This window comes from Rhodococcus erythropolis NBRC 15567 (assembly GCF_001552595.1).
Lineage (GTDB): Bacteria > Actinomycetota > Actinomycetes > Mycobacteriales > Mycobacteriaceae > Rhodococcus_F > Rhodococcus_F erythropolis.
Genome location: NZ_BCRM01000044.1, coordinates 12,703 through 29,685, shown reverse-complemented (window position 1 = coordinate 29,685; position 16,983 = coordinate 12,703). Strand labels below are relative to the sequence as shown.

The following is a 16,983-nucleotide window of genomic DNA, read 5'->3' as shown; positions in this document are numbered from 1 at the left end:
AGGAAAAATTGATGTTCTCCCCATCCCGTCGCGCGACTTTTCTGATCTCGGCTCTTGCCACAGTCGGACTGCTCAGCGCTGCATGCAGCAGCGCGGACGCGGAGTCCGACGGCGCCCAGGTCACCGCTGCTGCGGGCTACAACCTCACGGCCGATCAGAACCGCATTACCACCGACAAGGTGGATTCCATCGCCGCCGAGCTACCTCAGGACATCCGCGATCGTGGCACGCTGCGCGTCACCGGTAGTGCCGGTTCCGCTCCGCCGCTCCGCTTCTACGCCGACGACGACACCACTCTCATCGGTTCCGAGACCGACTTCGCCTACTTGATCGGTGACGTTCTCGGTTTGAAGGTCGACCTGCAGACCGCAGACTGGGCACAGAACTTCGTTCGCGTCGATTCCGGCGAGGCTGATGCATTCCTGTCCAATGTGACTGTGACGGAAGAGCGTAAGGAGAAGTACGACTTCGCCACCTACCGACTCGACACCCTCGCCTTCGAAGCCAAGAAGGGAGCCGGGATCTCCATCAAGGAGCCCAAGGACGTCGCGGGTAAGAAGATCGCCGTCTCCTCGGGCACCAATCAGGAAGCGCTGCTGGTCAAATGGAGTGAGCAGAACGTCGCGGCCGGCTTGGCGCCCACCGACATCTCCTATTACCAGAACACCACCGACTACTACCTGCCGCTGCAGTCCGGCCGGATCGACGCCTACTTCGGACCGAACCCGTCGTCGCAGTTCCATGCCAAGCAGTCGGGTGAAACCGAAGTCGTCGGTGAGTTCTCCGGTGCAGGCGACACGCTGCAGGGTCAGATCGCGGTTCTGGTGAAGAAGGACAATGGCCTGATCAAGGCAATCAACGACGCGATCAACCACACGATCGAGAACGGCACGTACCAGCAGATCCTCGAGCGCTGGAACATCACGAGTGAAGCCGTCGACACGTCCCTGATCAACCCGCCCGGCCTTCCGAAGACCAAGTGAGCTCTCGTCCATGAGTGAGATTCTCGATGCGATCGTCATCGGCGGAGGACTCGTCGGGTCCTCCGCCGCCTGGCGGCTCGCGGCGCGCGGACGTAGCGTCGTTCAGCTGGAACAGTTCGGGCCGGGGCACAAGCACGGTGCGTCGCACGGTACTTCGCGCATCTACCGGCAGGCGTACGACAATCACCTGTACACCGGGTTGGCGGCCGACGCGCTGCCGCTGTGGCGGGAGTTGGAGACCACGACGGACATCGGGTTCCTGGAACTCACCGGTGCCGTTGATCACGGCCTGCCGCAGGCCGTGCAGTCCAAGGCGAAGATACTTCTCGAGGCGGGCATCAAGGGTGAGATCCTCACCCCTGCCGAGGCGTCCGCCCGTTGGCCGGGGCTGCGATTCGACACCACGGTGCTCCATCATCCCGATGCAGGCCGGTTGCACGCGGACCGCGCCGTGACCGCTCTGAAGGCGGGAGCGGTGTTCGCCGGTGCCGAGATCCGTCACGATGTTCGGGTGTTGGCACTCGCGCGGGCGTCCTACGGCGTGGACGTGGTGACGGACAGTGGAACGCTCGCAGCTCGTCAGGTAGTGATCGCGGCCGGTGCGTGGACTGCGGATCTGATCGCAGACAGCGGTCTCGGCTCCGAGATCGTACTGCCGACACTGCGCACGACACAGGAACAACCAGCACACTTCGCACCGCTCGATCCCGGAGTCGAGTGGCCGAGTTTCGTTCACCACACCGGCGCAGAATTGGAGACCGCGGGGATCTACGGGCTCGGTTCCGAGGACGGGATCAAGATCGGCGAACACGCGACCGGGCCGGTGGTGACTCCGCAGACCCGTGACTACACCCCTGGTGTCGACGGAGAGCAGCGATTGGTGGAGTACGCCGAGTCGTGGTTGCCCGGTGTCGATTCCACCCGTGTCGAGTCGCTCACCTGCCTGTACACGAGCACGCCGGACAGTAACTTCGTCATCGACCGAGTCGGAGCCGTCACGGTGGCGGCGGGGTTCTCGGGGCATGGGTTCAAGTTCGGTCCGGCCTTGGGTGAACTTGTGGCGGACCTCGTCGACGGAACCACCCTCGCTCCGGAAGTTTTCAGGCTGGGGGAGCGTTGACCAGATTCATGGAGGAAAGTGTTGTGGCACTGGAGCTCGGAACTCGGCAGCTCGAGGGTGTCGGAGCGGTAGAGGTCTATTCGGTATCGCAGGACGATCCCTTGGCAGCTCCGCTGATCGCGGAGTTGGCACTCGAATACAGTTCGCGTTACGGCGGGACTCGCGAAGCGATGCTCGAGGATCTCACGACGTATCCGGCAGAAGAATTTGCCTACCCTCAGGGTGCGCTTCTGGTGCTCACCCACGACGGTCTGCCGATCGCCGGTGGTGCGTTTCGTCAATTCGATTCCACCACTGCCGAACTGAAGAGAATCTGGACATCGGTCGACTATCGGAAGCGCGGCCTCGGCAAGGCCGTCGTTCGCGAGTTGGAACGAGAGATCGAACTTCGTGGATACAACCGGGTGTTTCTCACGACGGGTCCTCGGCAACCCGAGGCCGTCGCGCTGTATCTGTCCAGTGGATACACACCGCTTTACGACGCGTCACTCTCGCCCGAAGAGGTGGGCATCCACCCGTTCGAGAAACAACTTCGGGTCCTCGAAAATGTGACTCGAGCAGCAATTCCTACCGACCGGGTTGACAACACCCGGGTTTAACCTCGTACACTTGCGAACGACCATCCAGAGCGACCGAGAGACCTGGCTCATTGAAGTCGCAGCAACCCCCCGAGTGATCGGGTGCGGGTGCTACCGCCAGGACCGATGGAGGAACACGAAATGAAGGCAGTCGAAGGCGGTTTCGATACCGCCTGGTCGCGTCGTCACGTAGACCTGTGCCGCACCGCGGGATCTTTCTGTACCAACTGACCTCGGTCAGTCATTCACACTCAGGCGAGTCGTCGACAAGTCTGTTTTCTCTTCTCTCACAAGTGATTCGTGCTCGATCGCCTTTCTCGTCTCAGGCGACGGGTGCGCTCTTCGGCATGCCTCTTTAGGAGTTCTTGGTGTCTTCGCCCTCATTCGGTGCCCGCAAACGCGCGACCGTAATCGCCGGTATCGGTGCTGTCTCGGTTCTCGGCACCGTCCTCGCCGGCTGCAGCAGCGGGAGTGACAGTGCTGCCGACGCAGGCCCCGCCCAGTCCGGCGGAACCCTTCGCTACGGTCTGTCGCAGGCGCCGACGTGCGCCGATCCGGCCCAGGCCGGCAGTAACCAGACCGTGTATGTCACTCGGACCGTCGTGGATTCGCTGACCGATCAAAATCCCGACACCGGAGAGATCACCCCGTGGCTCGCCAAGAGTTGGGAGATCAGCCCCGACGCCGCTAGCTTCACGTTCGTCCTTCGCGACGACGCCACCTTCAGTGACGGCACACCGGTGACGGCGGATTCGGTGAAGAAGACCTTCGACTCGGTCAAGAATCTCGGACCGAACGCGTCGTTGGCGAAGAGTTACCTGTCCTCGTACACGGGTACCGACGTCGTAGATGCTCACACGGCGAAGATCAATTTCTCCGGACCCAATGTTCAGTTCCTGCAGGCAACTTCGACGCCACAGCTCGGAATCCTCGCCGATTCCACCACCGCGCTGGCATCCGAGCAGCGCTGCCCGGGTGCCGCGGTGATCGCCTCCGGACCGTTCGTGTACACCGACTGGCAGCAGGACAAGAGCGTCAAGATCGCCAAGCGTGCGGGATACAACTGGGCGTCGGACGCGGTCGCGCATCAGGGTGAGGCCTACCTCGACGGCGTCGACTTCACCGTGGTCCCCGAATCCGGTGTGCGGGCAGGCAGCGTGGCCTCCGGCCAGCTCGATGCGGTCAGCGATGCGCTTCCGCAGGATGCGCCGCAGATCGAGGGCGCAGGCGGACGAATCCTCACAAGGCCGAACCCGGGTGTGAGCTTCTTCTTCCAGCCCAACGTCAGTCGCGGCGTTCTCGCCGATCAGGCTGTTCGCCAGGCCATCATTCCCGCGATCAACCGCCAAGAACTCGTCGACACCGTTCTGGATCCGTCGTTCTTCCCGGCCACGAGCCCGTTGGCTCACACCACTCCGCTCTACAGCGACGAATCGAGTGTCGTGACGTACGACGCCGACAAGTCGGCGAAGCTTCTCGACGCGGCTGGTTGGAAGGCCGGCAGCGACGGTATCCGCGAGAAGGACGGGCAGAAGCTCACTTTCAGCGTCACCTTCAGTCCGGTGTTCTCGGGTAACCAGGCCATCCTCGAGCTCGTACAGCAGCAGCTCAAGAAGGTCGGCGTCGACTTGCAGCTCAACCTGGTCTCGAACGGTGAATGGACCGAGAAGGGAGTATCGGGTGATTACGATTCGCTGTATTACAACAGCACTCGCGCGGACGCCGACATCCTGCGGGCATCGTTCAGCACCGAGGGCCGCAACCTGAACCGTCGCGGCGCAGATCCGGAGCTCGACAAGGTACTCACAGACCGGCTTGCAGCCACGGACAACGGCCAACGCGGCGAACTGGTATCCACTGCACAGGAATTGATCCTCGACCGTGGACTCTCCATCCCGACCATCGAGCTCTCACAGGCCATCGGCGCCGGATCGAGTGTGCAGGACCTGAACTTCGAAGCCTCTTCACGCCTGCAGTTCTACGACGCATGGTTGTCGGGTAAGTAATCATGACTCGATACGTACTCACCCGACTGGGTCAGGCCGCAGTGGTCCTGTGGGCCGCCTTCACCATCTCGTTCGTGATTCTGTTCCTCCTGCCGAGTGACCCCGTCAGCATGGCTGCCGACTCGTCCGGTCAGGGTGTTGCAGTGGATCAGGCCGCGCTCGATCAGCTTCGGGCGCGGTACGGCTTGGACCAGTCGGTGTGGGTGCAGTACTGGACGTCGCTGACGAATGCTCTTCGCGGCGATTTCGGTACATCGATCTCCACCGGTCAGTCGGTGACGGATGCCATCTTCTCGGCGCTGCCCAGCACTCTGGTGCTGGCAACCACCGCCTTGGTTCTGGCCGTGTTGTTCGGAGTGGCGATCGCGTTCTTCGCTACCTACACCCGCAAGCGGTGGCTCGCGAACCTGTTGTTCTCTCTGCCGCCGCTGGGTGTGGCAGTGCCTACTTTCTGGGTGGGCCTGATTCTTCTGCAACTCTTCTCGTTCCGTCTGCACATCTTCCCGGCATTCGGAGACAAGGGATTCGCAACGGTGATTCTTCCGGCGATCACCTTGGCGATCCCGACCGGCGCGGTGATCGCGCAGGTGCTCACGACCAGCCTGCAGTCGACGCTACGTTCGCCGCACGTGGAGACTGCGTACGCCAAGGGCGCAAGCCGTTGGCGCGTGCAGACCCGTCACGCGTTGCGACTGGCGAGCATTCCGGCATTCACCATTGCCGGTGTGCTGGTCGGCACGCTGCTGGCGGGCTCGGTGGTTGTGGAAACGGTGTTCTCTCGCGCGGGCGTCGGCCGTCTGACACAGACGTCGGTGATGGCGCAGGACATCCCGGTGGTGCAGGGAGTCGTTGTGTTCGCCTCTCTCGTGTTCGTGCTCGTCAACCTCGCGGTCGACCTCTTCTACCCCTTGATAGATCCACGGATCATCCAGACGAAGAAGAGTCACACCGAAAAGTCGAATACCGAAAGCTCGACCGATCTGGAGCCGGCTCATGTCTGACACATTGATCGAACCCCTACTCCTCGATCCGAGCGTCGAGGCGAAGGCACCTGTTGTTTCGCGCCGAGAGTCCACGGCCATCGGCTGGATCCGAAAGCCCGGCTTGGTGATTCCGGTGTTGATCGTGTTGCTTGCCATCGGCTTTGCCGTCGCACCCGGATTCTTTGCCAGCGGCGATCCGTTGTCCGGTGTCCCGGCGGACAAACTGCAGGGCCCGAGCCTGGCTCACTGGTTCGGAACCGACAATCTCGGACGTGACCTGTACACACGGTTCGTGCACGGCGCCGCGCTGTCCCTGACCGCAACCCTGGTGGCGGTCGGAATCGCATTGGTGGCGGGATCGATAATCGGTTTGCTCGCGGGCTTTGTCGGTGGCGTCGTCGACGCCGTGCTGATGCGCATCGTCGACGTGCTGCTGTCCATTCCGGCACTGCTGCTCTCGTTGGCCCTTGTCACCGCACTCGGCTTCGGCACCATCAACGTCGCCATCGCGGTCGGCGTCAGTATGGTCGCCAATTTCGCGCGAGTGATGCGTGCCGAAGTGATGCGGGTGCGCGGAGCTCAGTACGTCGAGGCTGCGTTCAGTTCAGGTGTGCAGTGGCTCGGTGTCCTGCGTCGGCACGTGCTTCCCAACTCCTACGCGCCGGTGGTCGCGCTGTCCGCTGTCGAGTTCGGGCAGGCAGTACTGGCGGTGTCGGCTCTGAGCTTCTTGGGATTCGGCGCCGTTCCGCCTACCCCGGAATGGGGATCGCTGGTATCCGAGGGACGCAATTTCCTCGCCAATGCCTGGTGGATGACAACACTTCCCGGTCTCGCGATTGTCGCCGTGGTCATCTCGGCACACCGTATCGGCCACGAGATCGAAAGGAACAACCGGCGATGAGCACGACCGAGGAACAGTTGCTTTCCGTCACCGACTTACAGATCGCCTACGGCGCCGAGCCCGCGGTATCCGGCGTGAGCTTCACCGTCGGTCGGGGCGAAGTAGTTGCGGTGGTCGGGGAATCGGGTTCCGGTAAGTCGACCACGGCACACGCGATATTGGGTCTGCTCGCCGGCAGTGGTCACGTCACCGGCGGGACCGTCGAGTTCGAGGGTGAACAGATCGACTCGTATTCCGACCGTGCGTGGCAGCGAATCCGCGGCGCGCGTATCGGTTTGGTGCCGCAGGATCCGACGACCTCGCTCAACCCGGTGACGCGGATCGGCGACCAGGTTGCAGAAGTCCTCCGGATCCACGGCCTCGCAGACCGTCGCAAAGCCCGGTTGGACGCCGTCGAGGTGCTCGAGCGCGCGGGTATCGACCGGCCGGAAATCCGAGCACGCCAGTACCCGCACGAGCTCTCCGGCGGTATGCGGCAACGCGTTCTGATCGGTATCGCGCTCGTCGCGAACCCCGCCCTCATCATCGCCGACGAGCCGACCAGTGCTCTGGACGTCACGGTTCAACGACGCATCCTCGACCACCTGGACGAGCGAATCGCCGAATCCGGTGCCGCCGTGCTCCTGATCACGCACGACCTGGGAGTGGCCGCAGACCGCGCGGACCGGATCCTGGTGATGCAGGGCGGCAGGATCGTCGAATCCGGCCGCACCGCAGATATTCTGGACAACCCGCGACACGAGTACACGAAGAAGCTGCTCGACTCGGCTCCGAGCCTGTCCTCGGGACCGGTCGATCGGCCGGTCCGTCAGGATACGAGCCCGCTGCTGACGTTGACCGGAATCACCAAGCGTTTCAACGTCGGACGCGGGAGTTCGATCACCGCGGTGAACGAGGTATCGCTGACCGTTCCGCGTGGTCAGACGGTGTCGTTGGTGGGGGAGTCGGGCTCCGGCAAGTCGACCACGGCGCGCATCGCCGTGCGGTTGGAGCAGGCGGACGCCGGCACCATCTCCTTCGACGGACACGACATCACGAAGGTCAAGGGCAGCGATCTGCGCGAGCTGCGCCGAAAGATCCAGCTCGTGTACCAGAACCCCTATGCATCACTCGACCCGAAATTGTCCGTCCAGGACATCGTTGCGGAGCCGCTGCGGGCCTTCAAGGTTGGTGGACGCAGCCAGCAGCAGAGTCGTGCAGCAGAGTTGCTCGATCAGGTTGCACTTCCCGAGCAGTTCCTGAGCCGCAAACCGGCCGAACTCTCGGGCGGCCAGCGTCAACGGGTGGCGATCGCTCGTGCGCTTGCGTTGAAGCCGGACCTGCTCGTTCTCGACGAACCTGTGTCAGCTCTCGACGTCTCGGTGCAAGCGCAGATTCTGGCGCTACTCGACGAGTTGCAGCGCGAACTGGGCCTGACCTATCTCTTCATCTCCCACGATCTTGCGGTTGTTCGCCAGATCAGCGACGTCGTCGGCGTCATGCAGGCCGGGCGATTGCTCGAAATCGGTACTACCACCGAGATTTTCGACAATCCCCGAAACGAGTACACACGCACACTTCTCGACGCGATCCCCGGGCGGGATCATTCGACACGAAAGGCCGAACATGTCCGAGCGTAGTTCCGGAGCATTCCTGGTCGGCCTCGAATTCGAGGGAACCGGAGCTCATCCGTACTCCTGGCGACGCGAGGATTCGCGCGCCGAAGATCTGTTCACGCCCTCGTACTGGGTGGACCTGGTGACCGCCGCGGATCGGGGCGGGGTGGATCTGGCGTTCCTCCCTGACTCGTTCGGACTGCAATCCGAGGGCCAGCACGCAGTGCGGGGCAGATTGGAGGCGGTTGCAACTGCGGCGCGGCTGAGTGCTGTGACCTTGCGTATCGGCCTGATCCCCACTGCGACAGTCACGCACACCGAGCCGTTCCACATCTCCAAGGCCGTCGCGAGTATCGACTACTCCTCAGCGGGGCGGGCCGGCTGGCAGGTCGCGGTGTCCGACACCGCTGAGCAGGCGTCGTTGTTCGGCCGAAAGGCAGTGCAGGGCCCCGAGTCCGCGTGGGAGGAAGCGTCCGAGGCTGTCGAGGTGGTCAGTCGGCTGTGGGACAGCTGGGAGGACGCCGCCGAGATACGGGACGCTGCGAGCGGACGATTCATCGATCGAGACAAGCTGCACTACATCGACTTCGAGGGAAAGAACTTTTCCGTCAAAGGGCCGTCCATCACGCCGCGCTCCCCGCAGGGGCAGCCGCTGATCGCCGTCGACGCGAGCAGGCCGGAGGCACGCGAGCTCGCTGTTGCGCGCGGAGATCTGATTCGGATCTCGGCAACCGACCTCGGCGAGGCCAACGCCACGGCCAAGTTGGTCCACGCGAATGCCGCTGCCCTCGGGCGCAGCGTCAGGGTTCTCCTCGACGTCGACGTGCTTCTCGGCGCTGATCGCGGAGCCGCCGACGACGCTCTGGCGGAACTCGAGGAATGGGCGGGAGCGCCGTACGCCCCGCACTCGCTGTTCTATCGCGGTGACAGCGCCGGCCTGACTGTCCTCCTTCGCGAGATCGGTGGGCTGGCCGGGGTCGACGGTGTTGTCCTGCGTCCCTTGGCTTTGGCTGCCGCAGTGGAGAAGATCGCGGCGGACGTGGTGCCGACTCTCAATCCGCGACCGACTACCGGCCCGACGCTGCGCGAGCGGTTGGGTTTCGAGTTGCCAGTCAATCAGTTCGCGTAGCGCGAGAAAAGAACAGGAACACCGATGACACAGAACAGGATTCGCAAGCAAGTTCACCTGGGTGCTCACTTCCCCGGCGTGAACAACACCACGGTGTGGACCGATCCGGCGTCAAAGAGCCAGATCGAGTTCAGCTCGTTCGAGCATCTCGCCCGCAGTGCCGAACGCGGATTGTTCGACTTCTTCTTCCTCGCAGAGGGTTTGCGCCTGCGCGAGCATCAGGGCAAGATTCACGACCTCGACGTGGTCGGTCGCCCGGATACGTTCAGTATTCTCAACGCGGTTGCCGGTGTGACAACGCATCTCGGCCTGGCCGGGACGATCAACACCACGTTCAACGAGCCGTACGAGTTGGCCAAGCAGTTCTCGACGCTCGATCATCTCTCCGACGGCCGCGCCGCGTGGAATCTGGTCACCTCTTCGGATGCCTTTACCGGTGAGAACTTTCGCCGCGGTGGGTATCTGGAGCATTCCGAGCGGTACGCACGCGCAAACGAGTTGGTCGACGCAGTACGGACGCTGTGGGACAGTTGGAGCATCGATCGTCCGATCGTCGACCGTGAGCGCGGCGTTTTTGCCACCGACCAGCAGGTCGGTCAGTTCCAACACTCCGGTAAGCAGTTCGACATCACCGGACGCTTCGAAGTACCTCGGAGTCCCCAAGGACACCCAGTCCTGCTGCAGGCAGGTGACTCCGACGAAGGACGCGAGTTCGGCGCCGCCAAGGCAGACGCCATCTTCACCGGGCACGGAACGCTCGAAGCAGGCAAGACGTTCTACGCCGACGTGAAGGGACGCTTGGCCAAGTACGGACGCACGCACGCAGACCTCAAGATTCTCCCCGCCGCCACCTTCGTGCTCGGTGACAACGCCGCGGACGCACAGGAGAAGGCGTATCACATCCGGCGGCAGCAGGTCGGACCCCAGACTGCCATCGCTTTTCTCGAACAAGTCTGGGGCAGAGACCTTTCCCAGTACGACGCCGACGGCCCGTTGCCGAAGGAAGATCCGTCGGACGACGTCAACATCACCCGCGGACGCGTCCGCCACGTCAAGGATCCGCGAGCGGTCGCAGATCAGTGGCGCGCCAAGGCCGAGGCCGAAAACCTCAGCATCCGTGAACTCATCATCGAAGTGACTGCCCGCCAACAGTTCGTGGGTAGTGCAGCGGAAGTGGCTGCCGAGATCGACACCTACGTCCAGGGCGACGCGAGCGACGGATTCATCCTGGTTCCTCACATCACCCCCGCGGGCCTCGACGAGTTCATCGACACCGTCGTACCAGAACTACAGGACCGCGGCAGTTTCCGGACCGAATACTCAGGAACCACCCTGCGCAGCCATCTCGGGCTGCGCCACCCGTACGAGCAGGCTGAAGGAGTCCGCGCATCATGACCGTTACCGACACTTCCACCAGCACCTTCACCGGCGAGTGGAATGCTTGGCATGCCTCGCGCGACGCCGCCTTCAGTGAACCACTCGGCTGGCTGAGCCTGACTGCGTTGCATTGGCTGGTTGACACCGATTCCACCTTCGCGGACCTGCCCGGTGCGTGGCGCGCCGACGCGAATGCCGCTGTCGTCACCGCGACGCCGGCCGACGACCTCTCGATCGACGGCGTCGCAGTGGACGGTTCAGTCACTCTGAATCCGATCGAGGGGGCGCCGGGACTGATCGTCAAGCAGGGCGCGCGGTTGGTCGAGGTCATCCGCCGCACCGGCGAGGTGGCTCTGCGGATCCACGATTCGTCGGCCCCGGCATTGGCGCAGTTCAGTGGTATCCCGACCTTCGAGCCGAACCCGCAGTGGCGCATCGAGGGTGTCTTCACAGCTTTCGAGGAGGCTCGCACGGTGACGACGGGTGCGGTCGTCGAGCGCCTCGAGCATCATCACGACGCCCGCGGAACCATCAGCTTCGAACACGACGGAGAAACCCGGACTCTGATTGCGTTCGCGGGCAAGGACAACGGCTTTCACATCCTGTTCACCGACGCGACCAGTGGTGTGTCCACGTACCCGGCCGCACGCTCGCTGCACGTTAGTGCACCGGAGCCCGGTGGCGCGGTAGTCCTCGATTTCAATCGGGCGTCGAACCTGCCCTGCGCCTTCACCGATTACGCGACGTGCCCCGTCGCCCCCGCCGAGAATCGTTTGCCGTTCGCGGTGGAAGCCGGCGAGAAGACCCCGAATAACCGCCACGGAAGCGCACCGAGGTGAGCGCGCCGCTGTCCGTACTCGACCTCTCTCCGATCAGTGAGGGTGAAACGGCCCGCCAGGCCTTGCGGAACTCGCTGGACCTCGCTCGTTCTGCCGAAGCGTGGGGATACAAGAGGTACTGGGTCGCCGAACACCACTTCGTCGGCGTAGCCAGCTCGTCACCGGCCGTTCTGGTCGGACTGATTGCGGCCGCGACCAACACCATTCGCGTCGGCTCGGCCGCAGTGCTGCTGGGCAACAACACGGCAGCTCAAGTGGTCGAGGCCTTCGGTACCGTCGAAGCGTTGTATCCGGGTCGTATCGATCTCGGTATCGGGCGCAGCGGGCAGCGTCGGGTGGAGGCACTTCGTGCCGTCGCTGCCGGAACGCCTGCCCCGGCAGAATCGAAGCGGGAGACCGTCGTACGCGACGGCGTCGTGATCCCGGCGCCCTTCGATCCAACCGGTCTTCTCACGTCACCGAGATTGCAGGCGTCGTTCGAGGCATTGGCGTTTCCGGGCGCGCAGGCGCCGGATTTCGAGCAGCAGGTCGACGACATACTCTCGCTCCTGAACGGCACCCACCGCACCCGCGACGGCATCGACTTGCACGCCAGTCCCGGCGAGGACGCCGACGTCGAATTGTGGGTGTTCGGAAGCAGCGCAGGCCCCAGTGCCGAACTCGCCGGACGACTCGGATTGCCGTTCGGCGCGAATTACCATGTGGCGCCCTCGAGTACGCTCGATGCCGTCGAGGCATACCGAGCAGCATTCCGACCGTCGGCAGTTCTGTCGGAGCCGTATGTCGTCGTCTCCGCGGATGTTGTTGCCGCCGAGGACGATGCGACGGCGAGAGAGTTGGCGTCTACGTTCGGGCACTGGACGCACAGCATTCGCAGCGGGCACGGCGCCATCCCGTACCCCGATCCGGCCACAGCGCTCCCACTTTCCGATGCCGACAAAGCAGTAGTGGAGGATCGGCTGATCACGCAGTTCGTCGGTTCACCCACCACCGTCGCCGACAGGCTCGACAGTTTGCAGAAGCTCACCGGAGCGGACGAATTGGTGATCACCGGGGTGACCCATCGACACGAGGATCGCCTGCGCTCGTACGAGCTGCTTGCCAAGGAATGGGGACTACCCGCACTACTGGCGGCATGAGCTTGCCTTGGTCCATTAGTGTCGAGTGATGTTTTCGCCCCGAGATGCGCTTTCGCTTGCTCTTGACGTAGCGCGTGAGGGCATGGAACTCGGGGAGATGCCGATCGGGGCAGTCGTGTTCGACGACGACCGTGTGCTCGGGCGGGCGTATACGCAAGAACGGGCACTCGGCCGACGGGTAGTCCATGCGGACCTTCAAGCGCTCTTGCAGGCCGACGAGGCTCTCGGATTCACTCGAGCGTCCGGTGAATTGACATTGGCGGTCAATCTCGAACCATGTCTCATGTGTATGGGTGCCGCGATCACGCTCGGTGTGACCCGGGTGTGGTTCGCTCTCGAATCCCCGAACGACGGTGCGGCGGAACTCGTACAGCTGTGGGCGCCGCCTGTGGAACTTCCGTTTTTCCGTAAGCCGCGTGAAGTCCTCGGCGGCATCCGCCGTGACGAAGCGCGAAATCTGTTCGCTGAATACGCCACCGGCACTGGCCCCGCCGGGATGCGGGACTGGGCGCGCAGTCTCACCTGACGCCATGGCTTGTAAGGAGGGCCGTGAGGCTCACGCCCCGATAGCGCCCGCGATCATCGGCCACGACGCGCGCATGTCGGCTTCGAAGAGCCCCCAGGTGTGGGTGCCTTCGGGTCGGAAGCTGAACGTCGCGGGAATGCCGAGCTGACCGAATCGCCCCTGCAGGGCAGCGGTGCACATGTTGGTGATGCCTTCGAGCACAGCGCCGGGAACGACGCCGGCAGCCATCGCCAATGAGTTGATTCCGTCCACCGGACCGGGAAGGCCGTTGCCGGTGGAGATGAACAGCGCTGTGCCGCGCAGTTTCTCGGCATTGATCAGCGGGTCGTGAGCAGCCCACTGCGGGCTACCCCACGGCCCCCACATGTTGGCCGCGTTACCTCCGCCGAGTATCTCGACCATCGAGCGCACCGCAGCCTGGCCGAGCGGGTCGCCGGCGCGCGGGCAGCCGCTGTACGAGCCGACGGCGCGGTAGGTACCCGGCGACTGGATCGCGAGGTCCAGAACCGGTCCACCGGCCATCGACACACCGCCGAGTGCGTTGACACCGGTCGTGTTGTACCGAGCGTTGACCGCCGCCGGTAGTTCCTTGGTGAGGTACGTCTGCCATTTGTTGCGGCCGAGCACCGGATCGTCGGCGTTCCAGTCGGTGTACATGCTGAACTTGCCGCCGACCGGCATGACCACGTTGACGTGCTTGTCGTCGAAGAAGTCACGAACTCCGGTGTTGTTGAACCAAGAGATCCCGTCCTCACCGCCGCCGACGCCGGTCAACAGGTAGAAGGTCGGGGCGGGGCCACCGCCGGCCGGGGAAATCACGTCGTTGGCGATCCAGCGGTCCATGGAGGGGGAGTAGACATCGATGCGGCTGACCACTGAATCCGCGCTCGCGGTCGGCGCGCTGAGGCCGAGAAAGCCGGCAGCCATGGCCACCGCCATCGTCAATCGGACCGTGAATCGACGTGCCTTCATTATTTCCCCCTGGCGCAAGCCGGACAGCGTATTTGTGCCTACCAACAGTGGCACAATGCGAAGGAGAGTGACGAATGTCCGGATAACAGTCCGGTAAGAAGATGGAGACAATTGCGTGGGATCGCAGTCGCATCACCCCGAATCCGACGTGATTCGGCTGGCCTTCGGGCTGGCCGCGATCACGGCTGGTGCGGCGCGCAGAACCGCTGGTCTCGCCATTGATTCGGTGCAGCGGATCCCCGTTGTCGGTGACGCACTCGACGACGCGATCACCCAGGTCGCCACCCGCGGCACGGAAGCGATTCGCTCGACAGCGGAATTTGCCGATTACACGTTGAGAACGGTGATCAAAGCTGTCGTCGACGCTGCTCTTGCCGAAGTCGACATCACGAAGATCGTCGTGGACCACGTGGACATCGACAAGATCGCCGAGAACATCGACGTGGACAAGATTGCCGAACGGGTCTCGCTCGAACCGATCATCGATCGCGTCGACGTCGATGCGATCGCAAGCCGACTCGACGTCAAAGCAGTGATCGATCGCCTCGACCTCGACGGCATCGTCGACAGCGTCGACCTCGAGCGCCAGATCGACCGCGTCGACCTCCTCAAGATCGCCGACCAGGTCATCGAGGGTGTCGACCTCCCACAGATGATTCGTGAATCGACCGGTTCACTCTCCACCGAAGCCGTGCACGGGGCGCGCGTGCAGGGGATGCAGGCGGACGACGCTGTCGCCGGGTTCGTCGGACGATTGTTCGGCCGCGACAACGCACCACCCTCACACGAGCCGCATCCGGACACGAACGCAGGTGAACGCTAGTGGCCCAGGAGAATTCCGGCCCGGCCGGAATCGTCACCCGCGGCCTCGCCGGACTGATCGACCTGGGCGTCGTGCTGATCCTGATGGGTTCCGTGTACGTGGCCTTGGCCTTTGTTCGATTGCTCTTCTCGCCGCAGAGTTTCACGTTCTCGGAACCGGGGATCTTCCTGTCCACGACGGCATTTCTCGGCGTCTCGGTGGCCTACCTGACTGCCTGCTGGGCGACCACCGGCCGAACTGTCGGCTCCCTCGTGATGGGGTTGCGGGTGATCACGTCGGGTCACCGGTTGGTCCGTTGGCCGCTCGCCTTCATCCGTGCGGTGCTCTGTGTGCTCTTCGCCTTCGGATTGCTGTGGTCGGCGGTCGATCGACGGCGACGATCGTTGCAGGACATCGTTCTGCGCACCGAGGTCGTCTACGACTGGCGTCAGGACCCGGATCTGGTGGCACCCCACGGAGGCGAGCACGCATGAGTGAACCGAACCGCCCGGACGAGCGATTCACCCTTGCCAGCGAGCGCACCTTCCTCGCGTGGATGCGTAGCTCGCTTGCCCTGCTGGCGGGCGGCATTGCCGTCGTCCAGTTGGTCCCCGAGTGGAGTACAGGGTGGGTTCGCACGGCGCTCGGTCTGACGTTGATCGCACTCTCGGCAGCAGCCGCCCTCGTCGGTATGCGACGCTGGCTACAGGTGAAGAAGGCGCTCGAGGACGGAGCGGCGATGCCGGAACCGCATGCGCTGTGGCTGTTCGCACTGGCATTGGCCGGGGTTGCCGTCGCGGCCGGTGTGGCAACGGTGGTTACCAGCCTCGCTCGCTGAGATACCTCGCTGAGATACGCAGAGAAGTCCGAGCGGTGTCTGGATAGTCTGCAAAGAACGAGAAGCACGTCAGAGAAGTAAACGAAACAGACGACAAGGGAGTGCACGGTGGCGCAGGAACTCAAGCTCGGATACAAGGCATCGGCTGAGCAATTCGGCCCTCGCGAACTGGTAGAGCTGGCAGTTCTGGCAGAGCAGCACGGCATGGATTCCGTTGCGGTGAGCGATCATTTCCAGCCGTGGCGCCACAACGGTGGACACGCGCCGTTCTCGCTCGCCTGGATGACGGCCGTCGGTGAGCGCACCGAGCGCGTGCAGATCGGCACGTCCGTGATGACGCCGACGTTCCGCTACAACCCGGCGGTCATCGCTCAGGCGTTCGCGACGATGGGATGTCTCTACCCGGGGCGCATCATGCTCGGCGTCGGCAGCGGTGAGGCTCTCAACGAGATCGCCACCGGCTTCCAGGGTGAGTGGCCCGAGTTCAAGGAACGCTTCGCGCGCCTGCGTGAGTCGGTGCGGCTGATGCGTGAGCTGTGGCTGGGCGATCGTGTCGACTTCGAAGGCGAGTACTTCACCACTCGTGGCGCGTCGATCTACGACGTCCCCGAGGGTGGGATTCCCGTGTACATCGCGGCCGGTGGACCCGTTGTCGCCCGGTACGCGGGACGTGCCGGTGACGGCTTCATCTGCACCTCCGGCAAGGGCATGGAGCTCTACACCGAGAAGTTGCTTCCGGCGGTTGCCGAGGGCGCGGCCAAGGCCGAGCGCGACGTCGCCGACATCGACAAGATGATCGAGATCAAGATCAGCTACGACACCGACCCGGAGGCTGCACTCGAGAACACGCGCTTCTGGGCGCCGCTGTCCCTGACGCCGGAGCAGAAGCACAGCATCGAGGATCCGATCGAAATGGAAGCAGCTGCCGACGCTCTGCCCATCGAGCAGGTGGCCAAGCGCTGGATCGTCGCTTCCGATCCCGACGACGCCGTCGAGCAGGTCAAGGCCTACGTCGACGCCGGTCTCAATCACCTGGTGTTCCACGCACCGGGCCACGATCAGCGCCGCTTCCTCGAACTGTTCGAGCGTGACCTCGCGCCCCGCCTGCGTGCTCTGGGCTGATCCTCGAGATCAACTGAACGGTGTCTGCCACTCGACGTGTGGCAGGCACCGTTCGTCTTCCTCGTAGCGGCCG

The 16,983-nt window shown here is 63.6% G+C and carries 18 protein-coding genes and 1 riboswitch; of the genes, 17 read left to right on the top strand and 1 reads right to left on the bottom strand.

Annotated elements, in window-relative coordinates:
* Positions 1-11 precede the first annotated feature (11 nt).
* The 13 genes from RE4_RS29890 (at position 12) to RE4_RS29835 (ending at position 13,176) form a co-directional block, all read left to right on the top strand.
* On the top strand, positions 12-983 hold the full coding sequence (locus RE4_RS29890; RefSeq protein WP_020968834.1) for an ABC transporter substrate-binding protein: 972 nt from the start codon (positions 12-14) through the stop codon (positions 981-983).
* Between the two features lie 10 nt (positions 984-993).
* Entirely contained in the window at positions 994-2,103 is a 1,110-nt protein-coding gene (locus RE4_RS29885) for an FAD-dependent oxidoreductase (RefSeq protein WP_019749496.1), read from the top strand.
* 8 nt (positions 2,104-2,111) lie between these two features.
* Positions 2,112-2,702 (top strand): GNAT family N-acetyltransferase, encoded by a 591-nt coding sequence (locus tag RE4_RS29880; RefSeq protein WP_019749497.1) that lies wholly within the window; start codon positions 2,112-2,114, stop codon positions 2,700-2,702.
* A gap of 17 nt (positions 2,703-2,719) precedes the next feature.
* A riboswitch (SAM riboswitch) is annotated at positions 2,720-2,814 on the top strand.
* On the top strand, positions 2,808-2,912 hold the full coding sequence (locus tag RE4_RS31935; RefSeq protein WP_019749498.1) for a putative leader peptide: 105 nt from the start codon (positions 2,808-2,810) through the stop codon (positions 2,910-2,912). (Overlaps the previous riboswitch by 7 nt.)
* Positions 2,913-3,049: 137 nt before the next feature.
* On the top strand, positions 3,050-4,687 hold the full coding sequence (locus tag RE4_RS29875) for an ABC transporter substrate-binding protein (RefSeq protein ID WP_060939869.1): 1,638 nt from the start codon (positions 3,050-3,052) through the stop codon (positions 4,685-4,687).
* Positions 4,688-4,689: 2 nt separating this feature from the next.
* Positions 4,690-5,688, top strand: a complete 999-nt coding sequence (locus RE4_RS29870; RefSeq protein WP_003944382.1) for an ABC transporter permease — start codon at positions 4,690-4,692, stop codon at positions 5,686-5,688.
* Positions 5,681-6,571, top strand: coding sequence for an ABC transporter permease (locus tag RE4_RS29865; protein WP_019749500.1), 891 nt, complete (start codon positions 5,681-5,683; stop codon positions 6,569-6,571). Before RE4_RS29870 ends, RE4_RS29865 begins: the two co-directional genes overlap by 8 nt.
* A complete protein-coding gene (locus RE4_RS29860) occupies positions 6,568-8,190 on the top strand; it encodes a dipeptide ABC transporter ATP-binding protein (RefSeq protein WP_029254771.1) in 1,623 nt (540 codons plus the stop codon). Before RE4_RS29865 ends, RE4_RS29860 begins: the two co-directional genes overlap by 4 nt.
* Positions 8,177-9,295, top strand: a complete 1,119-nt coding sequence (locus RE4_RS29855; protein WP_060939868.1) for an LLM class flavin-dependent oxidoreductase — start codon at positions 8,177-8,179, stop codon at positions 9,293-9,295. Before RE4_RS29860 ends, RE4_RS29855 begins: the two co-directional genes overlap by 14 nt.
* 24 nt (positions 9,296-9,319) lie before the next feature.
* Complete coding sequence (locus RE4_RS29850) at positions 9,320-10,690, top strand: NtaA/DmoA family FMN-dependent monooxygenase (RefSeq protein WP_060939867.1); 1,371 nt, start codon at positions 9,320-9,322, stop codon at positions 10,688-10,690.
* Positions 10,687-11,511 (top strand): DUF1684 domain-containing protein, encoded by an 825-nt coding sequence (locus RE4_RS29845; protein ID WP_060939866.1) that lies wholly within the window; start codon positions 10,687-10,689, stop codon positions 11,509-11,511. The genes RE4_RS29850 and RE4_RS29845 overlap by 4 nt, the downstream gene beginning before the upstream one ends.
* On the top strand, positions 11,508-12,650 hold the full coding sequence (locus RE4_RS29840; protein WP_060939865.1) for an LLM class flavin-dependent oxidoreductase: 1,143 nt from the start codon (positions 11,508-11,510) through the stop codon (positions 12,648-12,650). Before RE4_RS29845 ends, RE4_RS29840 begins: the two co-directional genes overlap by 4 nt.
* Before the next feature lie 28 nt (positions 12,651-12,678).
* Positions 12,679-13,176 carry a nucleoside deaminase gene (locus tag RE4_RS29835; RefSeq protein WP_238077171.1) on the top strand — a complete coding sequence of 166 codons (498 nt, stop codon included), beginning with the start codon at positions 12,679-12,681 and terminating at the stop codon, positions 13,174-13,176.
* Positions 13,177-13,206: 30 nt separating this feature from the next.
* Here the strand turns inward: RE4_RS29835 and RE4_RS29830 are convergent, their stop codons facing one another.
* Positions 13,207-14,148 carry an alpha/beta hydrolase gene (locus RE4_RS29830; protein WP_029538606.1) on the bottom strand — a complete coding sequence of 314 codons (942 nt, stop codon included), beginning with the start codon at positions 14,146-14,148 and terminating at the stop codon, positions 13,207-13,209.
* Between the two features lie 115 nt (positions 14,149-14,263).
* Between RE4_RS29830 and RE4_RS29825 the strand changes: the two genes are divergently transcribed.
* The 4 genes from RE4_RS29825 (at position 14,264) to fgd (ending at position 16,910) form a co-directional block, all read left to right on the top strand.
* Positions 14,264-14,971 (top strand): hypothetical protein, encoded by a 708-nt coding sequence (locus tag RE4_RS29825; protein WP_060939864.1) that lies wholly within the window; start codon positions 14,264-14,266, stop codon positions 14,969-14,971.
* Positions 14,971-15,444: an RDD family protein gene (locus RE4_RS29820; protein WP_019749509.1), complete on the top strand. Its 474-nt coding sequence runs from the start codon at positions 14,971-14,973 to the stop codon at positions 15,442-15,444. The genes RE4_RS29825 and RE4_RS29820 overlap by 1 nt, the downstream gene beginning before the upstream one ends.
* The gene (locus RE4_RS29815; protein ID WP_019749510.1) at positions 15,441-15,788 is read left to right on the top strand and encodes a YidH family protein; all 348 of its coding nucleotides are present in this window, start codon (positions 15,441-15,443) and stop codon (positions 15,786-15,788) included. The genes RE4_RS29820 and RE4_RS29815 overlap by 4 nt, the downstream gene beginning before the upstream one ends.
* Before the next feature lie 108 nt (positions 15,789-15,896).
* On the top strand, positions 15,897-16,910 hold the full coding sequence (gene fgd, locus RE4_RS29810) for a glucose-6-phosphate dehydrogenase (coenzyme-F420) (protein ID WP_003944371.1): 1,014 nt from the start codon (positions 15,897-15,899) through the stop codon (positions 16,908-16,910).
* Positions 16,911-16,983 lie beyond the last annotated feature (73 nt).

Bases quoted from the DNA above. Each gene is read 5' to 3' on its own strand.
- RE4_RS29890 (WP_020968834.1), top strand. From the start codon at position 12: ATGTTCTCCCCATCCCGTCGCGCGACTTTTCTGATCTCGGCTCTTGCC.
- RE4_RS29885 (WP_019749496.1), top strand. From the start codon at position 994: ATGAGTGAGATTCTCGATGCGATCGTCATCGGCGGAGGACTCGTCGGG.
- RE4_RS29880 (WP_019749497.1), top strand. From the start codon at position 2,112: ATGGAGGAAAGTGTTGTGGCACTGGAGCTCGGAACTCGGCAGCTCGAG.
- RE4_RS31935 (WP_019749498.1), top strand. From the start codon at position 2,808: ATGGAGGAACACGAAATGAAGGCAGTCGAAGGCGGTTTCGATACCGCC.
- RE4_RS29870 (WP_003944382.1), top strand. From the start codon at position 4,690: ATGACTCGATACGTACTCACCCGACTGGGTCAGGCCGCAGTGGTCCTG.
- RE4_RS29865 (WP_019749500.1), top strand. From the start codon at position 5,681: ATGTCTGACACATTGATCGAACCCCTACTCCTCGATCCGAGCGTCGAG.
- RE4_RS29860 (WP_029254771.1), top strand. From the start codon at position 6,568: ATGAGCACGACCGAGGAACAGTTGCTTTCCGTCACCGACTTACAGATC.
- RE4_RS29855 (WP_060939868.1), top strand. From the start codon at position 8,177: ATGTCCGAGCGTAGTTCCGGAGCATTCCTGGTCGGCCTCGAATTCGAG.
- RE4_RS29850 (WP_060939867.1), top strand. From the start codon at position 9,320: ATGACACAGAACAGGATTCGCAAGCAAGTTCACCTGGGTGCTCACTTC.
- RE4_RS29845 (WP_060939866.1), top strand. From the start codon at position 10,687: ATGACCGTTACCGACACTTCCACCAGCACCTTCACCGGCGAGTGGAAT.
- RE4_RS29835 (WP_238077171.1), top strand. From the start codon at position 12,679: ATGTTTTCGCCCCGAGATGCGCTTTCGCTTGCTCTTGACGTAGCGCGT.
- RE4_RS29830 (WP_029538606.1), bottom strand. From the start codon at position 14,148: ATGAAGGCACGTCGATTCACGGTCCGATTGACGATGGCGGTGGCCATG.
- RE4_RS29815 (WP_019749510.1), top strand. From the start codon at position 15,441: ATGAGTGAACCGAACCGCCCGGACGAGCGATTCACCCTTGCCAGCGAG.